A 21,460-nucleotide genomic window follows, 5' to 3' on the forward strand; every position below is an offset into this window, starting at 1 on the left:
CACGTATTATCTCATATCTTGCATTTAATTATATCTCGGCTAAAGAAGAATAAATGAAGCTTTTAACAAACTATAAATACTGGATTATTAATTTCTTTGGGTGGATTTTATTCGCGCTTTTTATGCTCACTATAGACAAGATATCCTATGGAGGTGGAGGTGAAGAATCAATTAATAGAGTTTATTACTTATTAACCGAAGGTGTCTTGTGTGGCTTATTAGGTTTTATATTATCGTTTATTATTCTATACTTTATCGAAAATTACTTTAATATCGGTGATTATTCTAAAAGTGATGTTTACAAACTTATAGCCGTAGTTGTAGTAACCCAAATTATTTATCATAGTGTACTTTGGCCTATGTTAACAATTCCTGCTAATTATTTTTTAAATGTCGATGTGGAATTAACCTTTCTTCAAAAGTTAACAAACGTGCCTCATTTTTTAGCCTATTTTGTGGTTTGGTTGTTTGTTGTTTTAACATTGAAGTTGGTGTATTATATTAACACCATTAAAGTAAAACAACTAGCGTTAGAAGCGAATTTAAAAGAAGCACAACTCAACACTTTAAAAGGGCAGATCAATCCTCATTTTATGTTTAATAGTTTGAATAACATTCGTGGGCTTATGCTTGAAGATGCCGATGTGGCTAGAAACATGTTAACCAATTTATCTGAGACCTTAAGGTATTCACTGACCAAAAGTGAATTGAATTCGATTTCTTTAGAAGATGAATTAGAGATGGTAGAAAACTATGTTGAAATTTCTAAAATTCAGTTTGAAGACCGTTTACAATTTGAAACCCATATTGATGAAGCGTCTTTAAACAAACAAATTCCCCCAATGATTATTCAAATGTTGGTTGAAAATTCTTTAAAGCATGGTATCTCAAATATAAAAAGTGGAGGTAAAGTCACCTTATCAACGCTGGTAACGGATCATCAATTACAAATTGAGGTTACCAATTCTGGTAAATTACAAAAAAGCGAAAATTCTACGCAGTTAGGTTTAAAGAATATAAAGAAACGTCTAGAACTACTTTATGGTCAAAATGCGACCTTTACCTTAAAAGAAATTGAAAATAAAGTGGTTGCCACTATAAAAATGCCAATCGTATGAAACCATTAAAAGCTGTTATTGTAGAAGATTCGCGTTTGGCTCGTAATGAGTTAAAAGAACTATTAAAAGCTCACCAAGACATAGAACTCATTGGTGAAGCCGAAAATGTAGATGAAGGTTTTGAGCTGATTACTAAGACAAATCCTGATTTGCTTTTCTTGGATATTAATATGCCAGAAAAAGATGGTTTTGAACTTCTCGAGATGTTAGATGACGTGCCAATAACTATTTTTACAACCGCTTTTGATGATTATGCCATTAAATCTTTTGAGTACAATGCATTCGATTATTTACTGAAGCCTATTAGTCAAAAACGATTTTCGAGTTCTATTACTAAGGTTCTTGAAAAAATTAATGCTACTTCATCTACCGCACCCGAAAAAGAAGAAGGACTGCGTTTAGATAAGCAGATATTTATTAAAGACGGAGAACAATGTTGGTTGGTTAAAATTCAAGATATTTCACTCTTTGAAATTGTAGGTAATTATACACGTGTCTTTTTTGATTCCAATACTCCTCTAATTTATAAATCACTTGCGCAAATTGAAGAAAAGTTACCTTCAGATGTGTTTTTTAGAGCTAACCGTCAGCAGATCATTAATATCAACCACGTTAAGAAAGTCGTCTCATGGTTTAACGGGAAACTAAAAATAGAAATGAATTCTGGAGAAGAAATTGAAATCTCCAGAAGACAATCCTATATATTTAAAGATCAATTAAGTTTTTAGTCAACCGTAATCCTAACACCTTCGCTATGACTAGAAAATTCTGGCGCATACATACTCTGAATAGTACTAATGCCGTTACTCATGTCACCGGCGTTATTCACTCTTAAATCATATTCAAATACATAAACACCTTTTGGTAAATAGTCCATAAAGAAATTGGTGGCCGCATCTTTTGTGCTTTCATAATAACCTAAACCATCTTGCCATTTGTATTGCGATAGTACGTTTACAGGTTCTAAACCAGCAGCACGCATATCTTTAAGATGTACAAATTCCATGGTGCGATCTGTTCTCAATTCAATTCTAACTCTAATTAAATCTCCTACTTTTAATTTACTTGTTGAGGTGATTTCGGTGATTTCTTCACCTTTATCGGTATTCGATTTTAAGAATAATTTCTTGCTCAATTTTAAAGGTGTTTCAGCTGAAGTAATTTTGTCTAAATCCTCAAAATATTGCCAGTATAAAGCGCCCCAAGCAATACCTTCTCCTTTTTTAGTAATGGTAACATCGGCTTGTTCTGGTTTAATTTCAGAACCATTCCAAGAGGTTTTATAATACCCTGTGCCAGCTTCTACTTTTACGTTTTCTAATGTTGAAGGTGAAATTGTTTCACCACCTACTTTAACGTCTACTTGTTCTGTAACGCTAAGCCAATCGCTGCCTTGTAGCAATAACGCATATACAGCTTCTGAGGTGGCTTTAGTCGTTTTCCAACTGTTGGTCTGCTTGTTTTTTAGTAACCATATTTTTAGATTGTCTACAACTTCGAGATTCTTTGCTTCACTTTGTATACTTGTACCAATTTCAGAAAACACCTCCACCATTAAGGCTTGTGTTTCAACTGGTGCTTGGTACCAGTGCCATGAGTTGGTATTGGTTTTCCAGTACATGCCTAATTCCTCTGAAGTAATACTGTTTTCTTTTAATGATTTTACAATTTTACCAGCCGTTTTTGCATCATCTGATCTATGTATGGTTAAGGCCATTAAGCCTTTCGCGTATAATGAACGCGATAACCAATATTTCTGAATCTGTCCTTGGTAATACTCCATAATATTCTGAACTTCTTTCGAAGGTGTCATTTCAGGGTGAAAACTTCGTGTATATAAATAATGCAATTGGGTATGTGACAAATGATCTTTGCTTAAATCAGCATCTTTGTTGTGTTTTCTAATGTCTTTATATTCTTTAACAAATTCGGCATCTAAATAGTCTATGGCGTTTTCGATCATAGAACCTTCGACTGCGCTCAGGCTGACATTTAGTTGTTTTAAATGTCCAAAACCAGCAATAATATGTTGGGTGATAAATCGATTATCACGCCCGCCGTTAAACCAAGGCCAAGCTCCAGAACCATGTTGATTGTTCTTTAATTTACGAACAGCAGATTGTAATTCGTTGTTCATTTTATTAAGGTCGAATAATAAGGCAATACGTTTTTTCTGTTCTGTTTCCGATTCTGTATCGCGTAACCAAGGTGTTTCTTCAATCAATAATGATTTTAATTCTTGGTTCTTTTCTAAGTTAGACAATAAAGCGTCAGTGGATTTCCATTGGTTAAAAACCGCTTCAATTCTTGGATTCGATTTTACAATATGTTGTGCTAAGGCATTCGCATAATATCTTGAAAATGTTTGCTCGTTACACTCATAAGGATATTCCATTAAATAAGGTAAGGCTTGCACAGCATACCACGCCGGATTCGATGTCATTTCTAAGGTCAACTTATGGTGACTAAGCGTACTGTTTTGGTCGCTGAGCGAAGTCGAAGCGAGCTTATCTAAAGTAAACGTTTTGGTCTGGTTAGAACGGATCCACATTGGCATCGTTTCTGTAACTAGCATTCTATTAGATAAAACAGGTAAGGCATTTTGTTCGCCATCGCTAAAATCACCAGCTTTTGCAATCACTTTATATTGTACCGCTTGGATGTTTTTTGGAATATTTAAACTCCAAGACACTTGTGTGTTGCCCTTCGCATCAACGACAAAAGGAGATGTGTTACTAGAATTTGAAAGTTCTGTATCAATCGATTTACCTGTCACAGCATCAGTTAAAATCAATTGAGCCATTCCAGATAATTCATTGTCCGTAAGATTTGCAATTTTTGTACTAATCGTAATTTGATCTCCTTCTCTTAAAAAACGAGGGGCATTCGGTATTATCATCAATTCTTTTTGCGTCACTGTTTCTAATTGTGTCACAGCACTTTCTAAAGTTTTGGTGTGTGCCAATAATTGTAACTTCCATTTGGTTAAGGCTTCTGGTGCCGTAAAATTGAAACTTACGTTGCCTTCCTTATCGGTTTGTAATTGTGGAAAGAAGAAGGCGGTTTCGTTTAGGTTTGTTCTTATTTGGATATTTTCTTCTGGTAATCCATGTATTTCCATGTATGTTGTTCCTACTAACGAAGTAGAGTCAGGAACCATCTTTATTTTGTTACTAGTGAATTGATATTCTAGATCAGCTTTTGTTCCATAACCAACAGCCACAACTTCTTCAAGTTCTGCAGAATCAGAAACCATTGCCACCGTTTCTGAAGAAGAAACTCGTTTGTTCTTTCTTAAGTACCTATAATTATTCCCAAAATAAAATCCAAACCAATTCAGTTCATCATAACCTTGATATGGATATTTCACATCTGTATAAAAATTATTGAATACTCTAAAATTAGTGTTTCCAAAACTTTGTCTAGAATTTTTACCTAGTCTTCCATGATAAACAGGGTTGTTAATAGGACTAAAATTCCAGTTATGAGATCTGAATTCATCTAAAGAGGCATCATACATACTTGCTAATAATTCTGCAGATACTTTATCTCCTTTAGGGCCTTTTATTTTAAAACTCCAAGTTTCATCTTGTCCTGGTTGCAATTTATCTCTAAACGTTGTGGTTTCAATATCTAAATCCGTTTTAGGGTAAGGGACACTAACATTAAAACTCTGAGATTTAAATTCGTTGAACGCTGCAAAAGACGTATGAATGGCAAAACCTCCTACATCACTTGCTAAAACAGGTATAAGAATTGTTTCTTTTGAATTATGAAGCTCCACTAATTGCGTCATTATAATTTTACCGTCTTTTTCAATTTCAACAGTAACGGTTATATGTTCTGCGGCAGAACCTAAAGTTAGTTTTGCCATAGAATTGATCTCGTAAGTGTCTTTATTCAATTGCGCTTCGTACAATTGGTGGTCTGCAACCGTTTTGTCTTTATCACTAAAAAGAGATGTAAACACTTGGTCTTTTACCGTTTGTCCAAATTTATCTTTGCTTTCTACAATAATCATATATTGACCAGAATCCCATTTATTTAATTTCTTTAAAGTGATGGTTTTCTCTTTTTCAGTATCGAAAGTTGTACTAAGAATGGCTTCACCTTTTGTCCAATTGGTTAATTGACCTTCATTATCATAATAGGCTTCATGAGGAAATAGTGTTTTAAATTCAGTTTCAGAAAGCGTTTGGTAATCTGGTGCTTGCCAAGGCCGTGTTCTTAAAACACGATCTGGTGCATTTAGTTTATATATTTTTAATTGTCCTTTTGCTGGTGCGAATTCACCATTAAGATTTTGCGACGCTAAAGTGAATTCAATTTCTTTTTGATCTTTATCAATTTTCTGAGGAGCAATAATATTGAGTGTCATAGCATGATAACCAACATTAACAATGGTAGACGTTGAACGTGTTTCGCCATTAATATCCGTCACATCTGCTGTGATTTCATAATTAAAAATAGGGAGATTTTCTTTAGAGACACTTTCATCCGGAAGCGCTTTAAACATAATTTCAAACTCTCCTTTAGCATTTGTTTTAGTCTCACCAAAAGTGATTTCTTGGGCTTCCACATTAAAATATGGACGTCTCCAATAATACCAGCTCGGAAATTTCACATTTCGTTTTACACGATACACCACTTTAGCATCTGTAATAGTACTCCCGGCAAAAGCGATTGCCGTTCCGTTTACCGTAATGCTGTCGTTTACCTTGTAAGTTTCTGTTATGGGTTGAAATTCTGGTTTAAACTTTGGTCGCTTGTATTCTTCCACAGAAATATTGGTATAACTATTAGTTCCACTAAACATATTAATCGTGTAATTACCCGTTAAACCATCGTTTGGTAGTAATAATTCTCCATGAACCGAACCGAACTCATTAGTTAATAAATTTATTTCCTTGACAACCTCTCCATTAACATTCGTTAATTTGACTATTACAGTTGCATCAGCCGAAACCGTTGTTTTTTCGGCTTTAGATTTGGTAGCAATACCTTTAAAATAAACTATTTGTCCTGGTCTGTAAATACTTCGATCTGTGAATAAAAAGTTACGGTACTGTGTATCGTTGTTTTTATTTTGGTTATAAGTTCTGTTAATGTAATAGTCGCCAAAATAAGCCGTATCGTCTTTAGAGTTGACTTCTATTTGAATGCTATTGTAATAGTTATTGTCTTTTGTGAATTGAAATTTCCCAAAACGGTCTGTTGTAAATACTTTCGTAAATTGTTTGCTGTTGTGAGTATTATAGGAGAGTTTCACCTTAATACTAGCTTGAGGTTTTCCATTATATCTATCAATAACTTGATAAATATGGCTGTCATTTTCTGAGCTCTCTATTAAGGCTAAATTTGTGGCTTGAATATGCGCAGTAGCAAAAACATTTGTGTAAGTGTCTGTATTGGTATCAGCTTTAATGATATATAAACCATTATTTAGATTTGGTAATACAATTTCAGTACTATGATTTTGGTAATCGCCTTCGGATTTTAATACACTCGAAAACGTTTCAACAGGATTCAGTTTTTTAAAGAAAGCCTCTTTATCATCTACGCTATAAATCTCATTAAAAGCCTCTAATTGCTTTTGTGAAACTTTATAAACATTAAAGTCTAAGCCTTCTAAATTCTTATAAGTCACTAACAATTTAGAAGGAGAATTAATGCCAATAAATTCTTCGGCTTGAAGCTCTAAGTTGGGCTTACCAATTTGCGCTATTAAAAACTCACATTTTTCAGCGCCAATGCTAGTTGGGAATTTAGACATTGCCGCATTACAAATTGCGATCGCTTCTTTTAATTTCCATTGGTTTTTGCTGTTGATTTCATTTTCTTCTAGTGTATGATTGAATAAATTACCTTGTTTTTCATACAGCTTAGCAATTTCATAATCGTACAACGTCGATAATTCTGAAGCTTTTAATTTTTTTGATGTCGATTGTAATGTATTAAGAAGCTGGTCTTCTAAGTTTGAAAACGTACCATGCTGCGCTACAAAATTTAAGCGTTCAATATCCACATCTACAAAGGCTTTTGAAGTTTTGTCTTTACGATGAAACTTCAATAAATCTTGATAAATTTTTAACGCATTGCGTTGAAGCGATAAGCTGTCTTTAGAGGTTAAATCTATACTTGTGAAAATTTCACTATCAGCAATAAAGTGATTGTTATCAATACTAAATTTGTAAGCAGGTTGTGTGATGCTGTTTTCGTCAGTTTTATAGAATTTGAGTGCATTATGGCTTAATAAATCAAATAGTGTTGGGCGATAGTCTTTAGAATTTTTGGATTCATTTAAAAGTACAGCATAATCGTTTAATGATTGGTGTTGTAATAAGTCTGCATTTTCAAGTGAACGTTGATAATACACATGAATTTCATTAAAAATAGTCTCTAAATCCCAAGTTCTAAAGTCATCACTTATCTTTTCTGACGTTTTAGTTCTGTTATAAAATTGGTAACGACTTTGTTGAAAATATTGCCAGTACATGGTAGCTAACATATTCTCTAAAAGATGCTTTGTGACGGGGTCTTTGCTTGTGTCAATTTCGGTTTTAAACCGATTCACAATGTTGAGTTGTGCATCTTCTTCTAATATGAGCATATACTTACTGATATGTAATAATGCTTTGATGCGTTGTTGGGTATTGTCAGCTTTAACGGCGTTTTTATAAATAGTTTCAACCAAATCGGCAGCACTTTTAGTAAGGCCGTCATATTCGAATTTGTCCACGTCTTTCCATTGATTTTCAAAATCATTTTGAGCATTAGAAAAGGAAGCAAAGCAAAGTATCATGAGTATTGATATATAGTTTTTCATAGTAGTTGTCGCAAAAGCGGTGATTTTTTGGCGAATCTGTTTATGTTAATTTAGATATAAACACATTCTATTAATTTCTACAAAATACATTCAAAATGTATTCCAAAAAAAGTAATAAGTAGTGAACGTCTTATTTGAATGAGTGAAGTTAAACAATTTGTAAGTGAAAGGAAACGTTATTAAATTAAGATTTTACGACTAAGTCTTAAATTGTATTTTTGTTTTATAACTATAGTTCTATGTATCGTTTCTTCTGGATTTTATTATTGACTTCAATGTGTTTTTCTCAGACTTCAAAGGAAAAGGCTGAGGCTTTTATTGCAAATAAAGCGTATGAAAAGGCGCAAAGCGAGATGCTTTTGTTTTTAAAAACCAATTCTGGTGATAACGATGCTATTGAGCTTTTGGGTGATGCTTATGGGTATCAAAAAAAATGGGATGACGCTATTGAGCAATATAAAACCTTAACTCAAAGGCAACCGAGTAATGCAAATTACCACTATAAATTTGGTGGTGCGTTAGGCATGAAAGCGCTAAGCATAAGTAAGCTAAAAGCATTAGGTATTATTGGTGATGTTAAAGAGGCATTTTTAAAGGCTGCGGAACTCGATCCGAATCATATTGAAACCCGTTGGGCCTTGGTAGAGTTGTATGTGTCGTTACCGGGCATTGTAGGCGGTAGTTTTTCTAAAGCTTTAAGTTATGCCGAACAGTTAGAACAATTATCTAAAGTTGATGGTTACTTGGCTAAAGGTTATGTTTACGAATATGATGACGAACCAGAATTGGCCGAAAAATACTATAGACTAGCTATAAAAGTTGGTGGCTCTGTAACCTGTTATGAAAAATTGACCAATTTCTACGAAGGTCAAAAGCAACCAGAAAAAGCCATCGGAAATCTAGAAGAAGCTAAAGATAAACACCAACGTAATGCAATGCATTATCAGATTGGGAAAGTCTGTGCCGATTATAATATTCAGTTAGATAAAGGTGAAGACATGCTCAAAGTTTATCTTTCAAATCATTCAGCTAAAGATGGAGTGCCAAAAGAATGGGCCTACTATCGTTTGGCGCAAATTTACAAGCATAAAAACAATAGGGCAGAAGCTTTGATTTGGATCAATAAAGCAATTTCTGGTTTGCCTGATATTGATGTATTTCAAGAGTTTAAGGAGGCGATTTAATTTTATTTTCCGATCTCGATAAATGTATTCCTTCTTTGTTGCACTTCGAATGACTAAACACTTGAACTGACGTATCGTGTGAGTTTAGTGGTTTGTTTTTTTTATTTAGTCCTTTTGTCTGTTCGAGTGATTTTTGAGGTACGAGAAAATCGTATCGAGAACCTTGTTTGATAAATTCTCATTTCAAAAAACTTATAGTATTTTTACGGTATACATTTAAGGATACTATGAACGTACATTTTATCGCTATTGGTGGTGCAGCAATGCACAATTTGGCCTTAGCACTTCACAATAAAGGTTATAAAGTTACAGGAAGCGACGATACTATTTTCGAGCCTTCAAAATCGAGATTAGATGCTAAAGGTTTATTGCCAGATGCTTTTGGTTGGTATCCTGAAAAGATTACTTCAAACTTAGAGGCGATAGTTTTAGGAATGCATGCTAAAGCTGATAATCCGGAATTGCTAAAAGCTCAAGAACTCGGTTTAAGAATCTACAGTTATCCTGAATTTCTATTCGAACAAGCCAAAAATAAAACACGTGTGGTTATTGGAGGAAGTCATGGAAAAACAACGATTACTTCCATGATTTTACATGTAATGCATTATCACGATCGTGATGTGGATTATATGGTTGGCGCACAACTAGACGGTTTTGATGTGATGGTAAAACTTACAGAAGACAATGATTTTATCGTTTTAGAAGGTGATGAATATTTAAGTTCACCAATTGATTTACGACCAAAATTTCATTTGTATAAGCCTAATATTGCCTTGTTGAGTGGTATTGCTTGGGATCATATTAATGTGTTTCCAACGTATGAGAATTATGTAGAGCAGTTCAGTATTTTTGTAGATTCTATTGTAACAGGTGGAAGTATTAATTATAACGAAGAAGATCCTGAAGTAAAGCGTGTCGTGGAAGCTTCCGAAAATCAAGTTCGAAAAATAGCCTACAAAACACCAGAATACACCGTTGAAGATGGAGAAACCTTATTAGAAACTCCAGAAGGGCCAATGCCAATTGAAGTGTTTGGTGCACACAACTTAAATAACTTAGCTGGTGCCAAATGGATTTGCCAACATATGGGCATTGATGAAGATGATTTCTATGAAGCCATTTCTACGTTTAAAGGTGCGAGCAAACGTTTAGAGAAAATTGCAGAATCTAAGACAAGCGTAGCGTATAAAGATTTTGCACACTCACCAAGTAAAGTAGAAGCGACGACCAAAGCTGTAAAAGAACAATACAGCAACCGAACTTTAGTCGCCTGTTTAGAATTACATACCTATAGTAGCCTTAATGCTGAATTCTTAAAAGAATACAAAGGAGCTTTAGATGCAGCAGATGTAGCGGTCGTTTTCTATTCTCCACATGCTGTTGAAATAAAGAAATTAGAAGAAGTTACAGAAGCACAAATTGCAAATGCTTTTGAGCGCGATGATTTAATCATCTACACCAATCCAGAAGATTTTAAAAATTTCTTGTTCTCTCAGAACTTTGATAACAAGTCATTGTTGTTAATGAGTTCTGGTAATTATGGTGGTTTGAATTTTGATGAGGTAAAAGAACTCCTACGAAATTAGGAGTCTTAGATTTAAAAAATCCGCTTTTTATAGTTAAGAATGTTTGTTCTTAATATAATACCAATAATAAAAAAGGAGCTCTTTTTCGAAACTCCTTTTTTTATTCAATATTCAATATTTTATATTGTCACTTTATTTATAAGTCACCAAAACATCGGCTACCTTTTGTAAATCCGATTCTACAATTTCAGTTTTTGGTGCTAATGGAAATAATTGTTGGCCAGGTCTGCTGATAAATGCAGCTCTCCAACCAGCCCAAACGGCTCCGGCAACATCCCAACCATGCGCTGCAATAAGCATACATTCTTCAGGTTTTACACCCATTTTACGTGCTGCCCAAGTGTAGGCATCTGTAAATGGTTTAAATTTACCAATATCTTCCACACTTAAACGCTCATCAAAATAGTCGGTTAATCCAGCACTTTCAAATTGTTTTTTTACACCTTCATTAGATGAGTTGGTAAACGATACCAATTTATAACCGTCTTTTTTTAGTTGAGCCAATGCGGCTTTTACATCAGGATGCGCAGGTAAGCCTCTCAAAGAATTTACAATGACGTTTCTGGCTTCTTTTTCAGAAATTGTAATATCATTATTTGCTGCAACCATTTGTAAAGCTGCCGCGCCAATATTACCAAAGTGTTCGTATTGGCCACTTGCGGTTGTTACTAATGAATATTGTAGCATGGTAGTAAACCAAAGCGATAATAAATCTTCTCTACCATTGAGCGCTTCACCAACTTGCTTTTTCATTTGGGTAAGATCTAAAAGCGTTTCATTAACATCAAAAAATAATACTTTAGGTCGTGTTGTGTTTGTCATAATGTTTTTATTTTCTTGTGTGTTTCCTAAAACTATGTTTGGCATTAACATTCCTGTTGTACCCATAATTCCTAAGTTTTTAATAAAATTCCTCCTGTTGTTTTTCATTATTATGCTTTCGGTTTTTATATAAATAATTTGAATATACCCAACTGCTGCGTTAGATGGATTTCTGTTCAGCAATTAATTCAGATAACACTTGTTTAAATGTATCTACAGGTTGCGCTCCGGTAACGGCACTTTTTCTGTTAAACACAATTGTTGGTACAGAGTTGACCCCTAATTCTTTCCAATAACCTTGTTTTTCTCTTACTTCTAGTCGTGCGTCTTCACTATCCAATTTAGCTAAGGCGTCATCTGCGTTTAAACCAACACTTAAAAGTGTCTCTTTTAAGACGTCTTTTTTAGACACATCTTTTCTGTCGCTAAAAAACGCTTTAGTGAATGCCATTTTTAATTCGGTTTGTTTCCCGAAGTCTTTAGCATATTCTAATAAAATATGAGCATCAAAGGTGTTCACCATACGCATCTCATCAAAATAATCGAATTTAAAACCTAATTCTTCACCAGCATCTGCCATATGTTGTTGCGACGCTCTTTGCTGATCTAAAGTCGAGCCGTATTTTTCAGTAATGTGTTCTATCACATTCTGACCTTCGGCTGGCATATTAGGATTCAACTCAAACGGTTGCCATTCTATGTCTATTTGGTCTTCAATTCCTAATTCTGAAATCGCTTTTTCTAAACGTTTGTAACCAATGGTACACCAAGGACAAACTACATCTGAAACGATATCTATTTTTAATTTATTTGCCATGTTTTTATTTTTAATTAAATTTTATATGTATATCCGTTATACTAATTTTATTATTTGCTAATTAGATTAGTATTTAGAAAGCTATTTTCCCTTTGTTCATCTTCTGTAACTTGATCTCTTGACACTACATTTAAAACCATAGAGTTAACTATTCTGTTTTTATTTAAATCTTTATTTATAATTAAAGCTTTATGAAAAACACCTAACGTATCGACATCACGTTTCGGACTGCTATTATTAATTATAAGAATAGAATAATTATCCATATTAACTAACTTTAATTTTGAAATAAAAGGTAATAATACGTTCTCATTATCTTTAAAAACAGGTGAAAAATTATTGAAATAATCTTCCGGTGCTTCCAAGGCTTCATTAGCGTAAGTATAATAATCCGCTATGTGCAATTCACTTTTAATAGCGCTAGGTTCGTAACCCAGCATTAATATAGATTGATCTGCAGCATTATCTACATGAAAAGGTGTAGTCACCTGCTGATCAAATCGAACTAGCCAATGATAACTTAGTTTTTTATTGAATTTTGAAACACTAAGTTTTGATAATTCTTTTTTTAGGTCTATCATAATAGACCTGAATTGATAAGGTGTTATTTCTTTTTTGCTGAAAACGAGGTGGATAAAGCCAGGCGTTTCCATAGTAGTTCTAAAAACTGCTTGGAAGCTCGTATTGGCTATTTGTTTTATCGTTTCTCCTTCAATTTTCATTTAAACACCTTTATAATCTCTAGTCTTTAGTTTTAAAGATAACCAATTTACTAATTTGAAGCTCTGCCTGTACATTACTATAATTTTTTACATCAGCAGCAAAGGTCGCTGCATGAGGGCCAAAAGCCTCTTGAAAAGACGCTACATCATCAAATAATAAATGTGCAATAGCAACATAAGGAGCCGGTTCTTCAGGAACTCTACTTGCGATACCCAAATCTAACTCTAATCCTTTTAAGGCGTTACCAACACGTTTTGTAACCATTGGTAAATGCTTATTTTGGTAATAGTCCGTATCAAATTGTACGTCTTTACTATTAGGGTACATTACAGAAACTTTTATCATAATATTAATTTTTAAAGATTAATAAACCTTCCGAATCAACGGAAGGTTTAAAGCTATTAATCAACCTGTGGCCTGGTTTATAGGGATTATTTAGCCACATTCTCTTTAGACCATGTAAATGCTTTAAATCCGGCATCTACAGGTGTATTTGCAATATGATTTACATAGTTACTTATTGTTTTTTGAGATAAGCCTAAGATGATTTCTAAGACTTGTGCTTCACCATAACCAGCAGCATAAAATGCATCTAAATCATCTTGCGTTACGTAACCACGATTTCTAACAATAGTCAGTGTTAAGGTCCGTAAAGCTTCTAATTTTGAACTCTCAAGTGGTGTTTCGTTACGTAATGCTTCTGTGATAGCATCATCTACTTTCATCATTTTTGCGATACCTGTATGCGCAGGAACACAATAATGACAAGCGTGTTCTACGTTGATAGTTTGCCACACCACTGTTAATTCCTCTTCGTTAAATGAAGAGTCAACAAATAATTGGTGTAAAGCTTGGTAAGCCTCTAATATTTTTGGTGCTCCAGCTAAAACGCCATGTAAACCAGGAATCATTCCGTAAGCTTTTTGAGAGTTCTCTAATAATGCTTTACTTTCTTCTGGTGCACTTTCAATATTGTGAATTTTTAAAGTTGTCATAATTTTTCTTTTTTTATTATTCTTAAATGTTAAATTTATCTAAACGTTCGTTTAGTTATTTGCCAAAAAAAAAGGATTATAAATTTTTGAATGTCATTTCAATATAATCTTCAATTTCTTGTGCTGTGTTCACTCTTGCTGCAGCTGCTAAGCCGTGTTTTGCTAAGAGTAAGTAATTTGCTTGTTTTATAACGGTGTCTTCATCTTTTGAAGCATCCATCTGTAATTTTTCTATAATAAGAGCTTTTAAATTCCCCATAAAAGATGTCATTTCGTCTTTTATAAGTTGGTCTTCGTTCTCAGAAAATTCATTGTACGTATTAGTCACCAAACAACCTTTTTGATTACCAACTTTAAAATTGGAATTTATAGAGTCGTGAAAAAACTGTTTAATGTCTTCAACTCCATTTGTGCCATTTTTAAATTTTAATAACGTCGCACTGACTTTCGTTTTATAGTGTTTTAAACTTTCGAGAAACAAACCGTGTTTATTACCAAAACTAGAATATATCGAAAACTTATTAATGCCCATTTCTTTTTCGAGCATTTGCATTGATGTCGCTTCATAACCATTTTTCCAAAAAAGGTTCATGGCTTTTTCTACGACGTCGTCTTCGTTATATTGTTTTTTTCTTGCCATTATTTCTAACTACGGTACAAAACTAAACAATCGGTTAGATATAAAATAATATTTAACGTTTATTTAGTTTTTTAAATGATTCTTTTACGTTCTAGGCTATTAAAAAGGCTGTGTTTTATAGGAATGGCTACGTTTAGTCAAGAAAGTGCTAATCTTCGTTTTCAATTTTTTCAATCATCTCTCTAAAAAGATTCAATAGAAAAGTCAGTTTGCTAGCATCACCAGCTGCTCTAAACCGTTGGTTCTGAATTTTAACTCCATACCAATCTTGCTTGCCGTTTTCGTTAAGAATCCATTTGATCTCAAGATTTGCTATAGATGTTTTTGAAATATCAATTTCAACATCCCAACCTAATGGACTGTCTAAAGTGGTAATTTGAACGGCATCGCCTTTTTCCCATTCACCATCAGCATTCTCTTTAAGCCAATTTTGTATCCAGTCTAAAATTTCCATTTGTGTTATCGTATTATATGATGTCATTCTGAGAGCAGCGAAGAATCTCAATGAGAAGAATCTGAGTTATCTAAAGTATTTAGAAGACATATAGATTCTTCGGTCATGCTTCCCTCAGAATGACAACTGGTAAATTATTAAAATTTTAAATCTTAGAAACAAACTCCAAAAACACCGCTTTATGCTTTTCCAAATCTAAATCTGGCGATAAGGACACACGTGCAATATAATCTTTGTCACCTTCTTTTGTGGTACCTTGTGTTGAGGTTGCAGGAATCGTCCAATAACAGCCTTTTAACTGTCCGTAACTCACGCAATATTTGCTTTCGTTCGGGATTTCGGTAATCATTAAATTGATTAATCTGTGATTTAAAGCACGTTTGTAAGCTTCTTTTTCTTCAGGAGTATTTCCTTTTGTAGGAAGGTCTAATGAAAACACCGAAGGAGTAAACCCTTGTGCGGCCAATTCTTCTGAAACAAAATTGATTTTCGCTTCTGGTAAAGTGTCATGAATAAAATTCACAAACTCACGTGTATTTTTATAAGCATCTTCAATACGTTGATTCATGGATGGTAATTGCTTTGCTAAAATCTCGTATTGAAGCGCAGTCGCCTCATTATCGCAAAGCGTCAAATGCAATGCTATTTTATCCATTAAAGCATCTGCTTTTGCATTTCCTACAATATAACCCGCTGTACATTTTCCACCACTCGGGAATTTAGAACCACTCGCATACGAAATCGTGCGCACTGTAGATAATATTTCACCTTCACCTAAAAAGTGCACATTAGGACAAAAGGTTTGATCTAATATAAACACAGGATCAATCGCGATGTCTCCAGAAGCCGTTTTACGTTTTTCACTCAAGACTTCTTTTAATTTTTGTAAATCCGGAACTTCAACACGTGGGTTGGTTGGGATTTCTGCAATGATATAAGGAATGGCATCGTCGTGGGCAATTTTATCTAAAACGGTATGGATACTTTGCACCATATCATTATCACCATCTACTGGTAAATCGACTACTTCCACATTATCTAAACAGGCCGCAACACGCCTGGCTTGGTCATTGGTTCCGCCATAACAATTTGGTGGCACCACAAATTTAATCGCTTTGCCTTTATGGTGTTCTAAGGAATAGTCCACCAATCCCATCATAATGGCATACTGAACCGATAATCCACTAGAACCGACTAAAGGCTGAGACGTTGTTCCATTAATCTCCTTAATAGAGTTTAAAACACTGGCTTTATTCGCTTTAAGATTACTGTCTTCATTGGTAATCGGAGTGTGTTCTGTTAACGCTTTTAAAGCCACCAAACAATTAGCAGGAGTCATAGCAATCGTTTCGCGACGTCTCACATGCTGAATGTCTGAAATATAACCATGGTTTTGCTCTCCATTTACTAATAATACACTTCCTAAATGGGCATGATTATTAATATAAAAGTCAATATTTGGGTTGAGCTCAGTTATAGAGAATTCATGTTGTTCTGAAATGAAAACGGTAGTGCCTTTAAACTCTAAAATAGCATCAGTACTATCAATTTTTATGACATCAAAATTATAACCATAAACCTGCTTGATGATATCAGCATCGAAAAATTCTGGAAGTTCGCCTGTATATACAATTTGGGTCTTTTTGTCTTCTAATAAGTTAGTTCTCAAAATGGACAATACAGGAACCGTTTGTGACGAAAAACTTATCACCTGTTCTGGTTGTAATCCATGTAAATTGGCGATGGCCCATTCTAGAATACAAGATAAGGGATGCCCTAAACGAATATAATCGTAAGCGGTTGGTAATTCGTTTAATGCCGATGGCTCAGTGCTATTGGCATTAAATAACAACTCAAACTCATCTAAAAACTGTGTTTTAGCTAATTTCTCGTTGTAAATATCTAAACGATGCGTAGTTAGACCTAACCAGTCTGTTGGCATGTTTTTTAATATGGCTTTTATGTAATCTAGGGTTTTATTGTCTTGCATAATTCTCAATTTTCAATATGCAAAAATATGGATTAATTAGACGTATGAAGAAGGTTTAACAAGACGTTTTGATATGAGGTTTTAAAAGCAGTTTTTTCTGAGTTTTAGAAATTAGAAAGTTCCGTTTTTAGAGAGTTAAAGTTGTTTCTTATTTAGTTTTATCAGCTTTAAAAACTACATCTTTTTTAACTAATTCATTGACATTTAATGTAGGAAGTAAGAACTTATTAAATGGTGTGTTTTCTGTTTTGCTATGCAGAACTCCTCTAGTTGTTCCAATAGTTAACATTACTAAATGACTAATAAAACCTTTTGGTACTATTAATTCAGTTTTTGATTCATTATAGAAACTGTTCCAAGCTTCGATGTTTATATTGAAATGACAGCCAACTGCAATGAGTAAAAAAGGTGACTTTTCTTGAATTAGACTTGTTGAAAAAACAACTGAAATAATATGGTTATCAAAATTAATCCCAAACTTTAATCCAGCTTTTAATTCTACAATTTCACTTTCTTTATAAGAGGATTCAATAATAGCAAACTGTTCAGTTGTGATTTTTTTTAATGCAAAGCCAACTTTATTTTTTTCTTCTGCCATTATGCAACTAATTTTAGATAACAATCTGGTTCATTCTCATAAGAATATGCTCCGAACAATTCTTCATAATTTGAAAGACTTGATTCTACGTTTACTGATTCATCAGATTTATTGTATTCTTTATATTGCTCAACTTGAACATGAACCGTTGTTTGAAATTCGGGGACCTCAATTAAGTTAATATTTAAAATTTGTTGAATTTTAGTGATAGTTTCTAATTGTAAGTTTTCTGTTCCTTTCAAAACTTTGTTAACGTACTGTGGTGAACAACCTAATGCTTGTGCCAACTCTTTTTGAGTTTTTGGAAAAGTATTAGAAGTTTTATTTGTTTTAATTGCAGACATAACCTTTACAGCTATTGCAAAAGAAATATCAAGCCAAGCTTTCTTTTCTTTTCTGTACTTTGCTCTTTCAGCCCAAGTATTGTCTTGTTTTGAAGATTCTAGAAGTCTGTTTTTTATGTTTTTAATACTCATTAGTATTTGTTTGGTTGATTTAATTCAATTCAACGAAATCTAAATTTTCGTCTTCTCCATTTTGTAGATAATTTCGAGTGAATTCTAACTTTTCTAATTCTAATAGTAAATGGGGTTTTTCATTCATTGTTGCTGTAAGTTTTATTGCTCCACCACAAATAACAAATAAGTTAGCTTCAATTCTTATGGCATATATACGTAGCCAACTTCGTCTTTTTACCCCTTTAGCTTTGTCTTTTTCAAAGTTTTCTTCAATAATCCCTTTTGATAAGGGTTCAAATAATGTAGATAATGTTTCAAGTCTTTCAGTTTTTCCAGTTTCAGCTATATAAAGTAATTCTTCTTCAAAAAGACTAGCATCTTCTCGGGTTTTAATAATTGCTTCCTCAATAGTTATGCCATTCCAAAATTCATTGTCTAAGTCTTCTTTGTTTTTTTCGAAAAACTCTCTTAAGTAGATAGGGTCGTTCCATAATTCAAAACATTTAGCAAATTCATGTAAGTCTTCAGTTTCATATTGAACTGAAAGTAAACTATCTTTTACTATTGCAAATGTATTAATTATTTTCATTAAATCAACTTGTGAGTTTATTTTTTTGACAAATTTAACACGATTTCCTGATTATAAGCTAATTGTTTAATTAAAAAGTGTAACAAGATATTAACAATTTTATATTTTTTCCTCTCAAGTTATAATTGAAAATCAGCTTATTATTGGTGTTAATTGTTATATAAGTTATGATTTTGCAATTCATTTTTGAACATAAATACTTTATGACTATTAAAATTTACAAAATCAAAAGCAGAAAATCTATCGATAATAGGTTTAAAACACCAAACCAATCAAAACCCTATTCCCCAGAGCCAAAAACCTTCACCCAAACCAAAACAACCTTACGTCTAATTTTAGCAGAATTCGATACCACAAAAGCAAAACCCATAGTGGTCACTAAAGCAATAAACGCAAGCGCGCCAAGTGCACCTCCATAACCATCAAAGACGTGGCTTTTCGTAATGTAAATCCCAGTGAATAGTGCTCCTGCTATGGCAAGCAAGGTGTAACTTTTCAAGGTTTTAGCAGAGACCATCCCAATAAACGAGGTGCCAACAAATACAATAGGTAGGTGTTCGGTTAAATAGCCATTGAGTACGTTAGGAAAGGCATAAAAAAATAACCCAACAATGAGCGATAATAACGCAGAGGCTTTTACAGCGCCAAAGCGTAAGTATTCGCTAACAAAGTGGGTGAGTGTGGCGCCTAAAATTCCGGTGATGATGAGGATAAATGTATTCATGCCGTTAACGAATAAATTAGAGTCGCTGTGATGACACCAGCAAATGCCATGGTGCCTAATTTTCCGCCAACACCGAGAAATAAGTTTTTAGACATCATAAAAAACAAACCTGCTAAGGTTCCTGCTGCAAGAACAAAACCTATAGATGGAGTGGTTGCTACACTAGACATGCCAACAAAAGCACCACAATAGATACTTGCTGGTAGTTGTTGTAAATAGTTCGATTTTTTATTTAGCGATGGTATAAATGCCGCTAATGTTCCAACAATTCCCATGGCTAAAATACTTCCTAAACCTCCATGGATATTTAAGAGGTAACATAATACGGCTCCAATAGGCACCCAAATAACGACGGATATTTTTTCGTAAGCGTAATCTTCGTGGTGTAAATCCAAGTAGCGATACCCAAACACAATGGTGACTAAAATAATAAGAGCTGCTATAATTATGGCAGCGTTGGTTTCGTAATGCGCGTTTACAATCATGGTTAAGAACGTAACCTGTGTAAATAAAACAGTAGCGACCATTAAAAATCGAATGGCTTTATGTTTCCTCATTAAGAAATTTTAGATGTTTTGTTTTAGGGCTAATTTGGCTAACGCTGTATTAGAAGATGCAAAGGTCTAAGAAAATTTTTAAGAGGCAAATTGTAGGGTGGAAATTTAGAGTTTAAAATCAAAAAATGATACTCCAATGTGAGGAATACTTAAGAATATTCAGGGCTGTATTTGTTTTTTAACTTTGAGCAAATTCAATTAGAGGATGAATATTTCCGCCATCAGCCTGCTTTAAAGCCAAAATGTAACCTTTCCTGACGTCATCTGCTTTTACCATATTTGAGGTATGCCAAGAGAATATATCTTTTTTGAAAATAGATTCCATAATAATATCTGCCATTAGTCTAGAGTGTCTGCCGTTTCCGTTTGGAAAACAATGAATGGCTACAAGTCTATGTTTAAATCTAATTGCGATTTCTTTTGGTGGATAAGTATTGTGGTCTACCCAATAATTGGCATCATCTAATAAGGTTTTTAATTGGGTACTAATTGCTGTCCACTTTATACCAATATTTTTGTCAGAGGTTCTAAAGTTTCCAGCCCATTTCCAGATGTCACCGTACATTTTTTTGTGTAAGGCTTTTATGAATTTTTCTGATAAGATACGGTCTGGCTTTAATTTGGTTCTAATGCTCCATTCTACAGCCTTTTCAATATTTAGTTGCTCAAATTCGTCTAATTCTTTTTGGGTAGTTATGGATTTTATTTTGAGACCTTCTTTTTCGTCTTCATCTAATGGAGTCTGTCCATCTTTATAGTGCAAATTTAATCCCATAATGACTTTCGCATTTCGCGTTTAATTTCGTTTGCTAAATCTGTTATGGATGTATTGATTTTTTCATCACTAATACCTTGGTCTTCTAATGTCATGGTTTGATGAGTTCTCAAGACAATTTTACGAGCTAATTTTTCGGCTTTTATATTTATTAGGTTTTCAATGGTTTTATCTTCGGGAACAAAACCGTAGACTAATTTCATATTTAATGCTTTTCCTACTTTCTGTAATTTATGAATCGTTATTTGACCTGTAGCTTCACGTTCTTCAATTTTTTGAACTGCACCTTTTGTTTTATTCAGTTTTGTACCCAATTGATCCATTGTCATATTCAAAGCAGTTCTTATGGTATGAATCCATCCTTTTTCTGGAATCGTTACCGTTGCAGCACCTCTAAATTCAGCTAATTTAGAATCTAATTGCTCTATGAGTAGTTTATGTTTATTTCTCATAAGTCTAATTTTGTATACATATAAGTATGTTTTATTTTATAAAAGTATACAAATATGTATACAAAACAAAATAAAAGTATACGAATATGTATACTTTTGACTGTAAAGTCAACATATTGTTTTACAAAAAAACAGAAAAAGTCAAGTTGTAA

General features: G+C 33.6%; 20 protein-coding genes. 4 read left to right on the top strand and 16 right to left on the bottom strand.

Going from position 1 to position 21,460, the window contains the following annotated elements:
- Positions 1-53 precede the first annotated feature (53 nt).
- Both HM984_RS05305 and HM984_RS05310 read left to right on the top strand, forming a co-directional pair.
- The gene (locus HM984_RS05305; protein ID WP_179348405.1) at positions 54-1,118 is read left to right on the top strand and encodes a sensor histidine kinase; all 1,065 of its coding nucleotides are present in this window, start codon (positions 54-56) and stop codon (positions 1,116-1,118) included.
- On the top strand, positions 1,115-1,846 hold the full coding sequence (locus HM984_RS05310; RefSeq protein ID WP_179348406.1) for a LytR/AlgR family response regulator transcription factor: 732 nt from the start codon (positions 1,115-1,117) through the stop codon (positions 1,844-1,846). The genes HM984_RS05305 and HM984_RS05310 overlap by 4 nt, the downstream gene beginning before the upstream one ends.
- Here the strand turns inward: HM984_RS05310 and HM984_RS05315 are convergent.
- Positions 1,843-7,944 carry an alpha-2-macroglobulin family protein gene (locus tag HM984_RS05315; RefSeq protein ID WP_179348407.1) on the bottom strand — a complete coding sequence of 2,034 codons (6,102 nt, stop codon included), beginning with the start codon at positions 7,942-7,944 and terminating at the stop codon, positions 1,843-1,845. The two genes, HM984_RS05310 and HM984_RS05315, sit on opposite strands and share 4 nt — an antisense overlap.
- A gap of 239 nt (positions 7,945-8,183) precedes the next feature.
- On the opposite strand from HM984_RS05315, the gene HM984_RS05320 reads away from it, so the two are divergent.
- A complete protein-coding gene (locus tag HM984_RS05320) occupies positions 8,184-9,128 on the top strand; it encodes a tetratricopeptide repeat protein (RefSeq protein ID WP_179348408.1) in 945 nt (314 codons plus the stop codon).
- A 227-nt stretch (positions 9,129-9,355) separates the two neighbouring features.
- Complete coding sequence (locus HM984_RS05325) at positions 9,356-10,714, top strand: UDP-N-acetylmuramate--L-alanine ligase (protein ID WP_179348410.1); 1,359 nt, start codon at positions 9,356-9,358, stop codon at positions 10,712-10,714.
- A gap of 132 nt (positions 10,715-10,846) precedes the next feature.
- Here the strand turns inward: HM984_RS05325 and HM984_RS05330 are convergent, their stop codons facing one another.
- The 15 genes from HM984_RS05330 to HM984_RS05400 all read right to left on the bottom strand — a co-directional run bounded on the left by HM984_RS05330 (position 10,847) and on the right by HM984_RS05400 (position 21,308).
- A complete protein-coding gene (locus tag HM984_RS05330; RefSeq protein ID WP_218845020.1) occupies positions 10,847-11,602 on the bottom strand; it encodes a haloacid dehalogenase type II in 756 nt (251 codons plus the stop codon).
- Between the two features lie 94 nt (positions 11,603-11,696).
- Positions 11,697-12,353: a DsbA family oxidoreductase gene (locus tag HM984_RS05335; protein ID WP_179348413.1), complete on the bottom strand. Its 657-nt coding sequence runs from the start codon at positions 12,351-12,353 to the stop codon at positions 11,697-11,699.
- A 50-nt stretch (positions 12,354-12,403) separates the two neighbouring features.
- Entirely contained in the window at positions 12,404-13,075 is a 672-nt protein-coding gene (locus HM984_RS05340; protein WP_179348414.1) for a hypothetical protein, read from the bottom strand.
- Between the two features lie 19 nt (positions 13,076-13,094).
- Positions 13,095-13,421, bottom strand: coding sequence for an EthD family reductase (locus tag HM984_RS05345; RefSeq protein WP_179348415.1), 327 nt, complete (start codon positions 13,419-13,421; stop codon positions 13,095-13,097).
- Between the two features lie 86 nt (positions 13,422-13,507).
- Positions 13,508-14,071 (bottom strand): carboxymuconolactone decarboxylase family protein, encoded by a 564-nt coding sequence (locus HM984_RS05350; protein WP_092469443.1) that lies wholly within the window; start codon positions 14,069-14,071, stop codon positions 13,508-13,510.
- A gap of 76 nt (positions 14,072-14,147) precedes the next feature.
- The gene (locus HM984_RS05355; protein ID WP_179348416.1) at positions 14,148-14,711 is read right to left on the bottom strand and encodes a TetR/AcrR family transcriptional regulator; all 564 of its coding nucleotides are present in this window, start codon (positions 14,709-14,711) and stop codon (positions 14,148-14,150) included.
- 148 nt (positions 14,712-14,859) lie between these two features.
- Positions 14,860-15,165, bottom strand: a complete 306-nt coding sequence (locus tag HM984_RS05360; RefSeq protein WP_179348418.1) for an immunity 53 family protein — start codon at positions 15,163-15,165, stop codon at positions 14,860-14,862.
- 145 nt (positions 15,166-15,310) lie between these two features.
- Positions 15,311-17,155 carry a PLP-dependent aminotransferase family protein gene (locus tag HM984_RS05365; protein ID WP_179348419.1) on the bottom strand — a complete coding sequence of 615 codons (1,845 nt, stop codon included), beginning with the start codon at positions 17,153-17,155 and terminating at the stop codon, positions 15,311-15,313.
- A gap of 148 nt (positions 17,156-17,303) precedes the next feature.
- On the bottom strand, positions 17,304-17,753 hold the full coding sequence (locus HM984_RS05370) for a hypothetical protein (protein WP_179348420.1): 450 nt from the start codon (positions 17,751-17,753) through the stop codon (positions 17,304-17,306).
- A complete protein-coding gene (locus HM984_RS05375) occupies positions 17,753-18,229 on the bottom strand; it encodes a helix-turn-helix domain-containing protein (protein ID WP_179348422.1) in 477 nt (158 codons plus the stop codon). The genes HM984_RS05370 and HM984_RS05375 overlap by 1 nt, the downstream gene beginning before the upstream one ends.
- Positions 18,230-18,248: 19 nt before the next feature.
- Positions 18,249-18,800, bottom strand: a complete 552-nt coding sequence (locus HM984_RS05380; RefSeq protein WP_179348423.1) for a hypothetical protein — start codon at positions 18,798-18,800, stop codon at positions 18,249-18,251.
- A gap of 280 nt (positions 18,801-19,080) precedes the next feature.
- Positions 19,081-19,524, bottom strand: coding sequence for a hypothetical protein (locus HM984_RS05385; RefSeq protein WP_179348425.1), 444 nt, complete (start codon positions 19,522-19,524; stop codon positions 19,081-19,083).
- Positions 19,521-20,081 carry a hypothetical protein gene (locus HM984_RS05390; RefSeq protein WP_179348426.1) on the bottom strand — a complete coding sequence of 187 codons (561 nt, stop codon included), beginning with the start codon at positions 20,079-20,081 and terminating at the stop codon, positions 19,521-19,523. The genes HM984_RS05385 and HM984_RS05390 overlap by 4 nt, the downstream gene beginning before the upstream one ends.
- A gap of 178 nt (positions 20,082-20,259) precedes the next feature.
- On the bottom strand, positions 20,260-20,856 hold the full coding sequence (locus HM984_RS05395) for a mobile mystery protein B (protein ID WP_179348427.1): 597 nt from the start codon (positions 20,854-20,856) through the stop codon (positions 20,260-20,262).
- A complete protein-coding gene (locus HM984_RS05400) occupies positions 20,847-21,308 on the bottom strand; it encodes a mobile mystery protein A (protein WP_179348429.1) in 462 nt (153 codons plus the stop codon). Before HM984_RS05400 ends, HM984_RS05395 begins: the two co-directional genes overlap by 10 nt.
- Positions 21,309-21,460 lie beyond the last annotated feature (152 nt).

It is taken from the genome of Winogradskyella pacifica (assembly GCF_013403915.1).
GTDB lineage: Bacteria > Bacteroidota > Bacteroidia > Flavobacteriales > Flavobacteriaceae > Winogradskyella > Winogradskyella pacifica.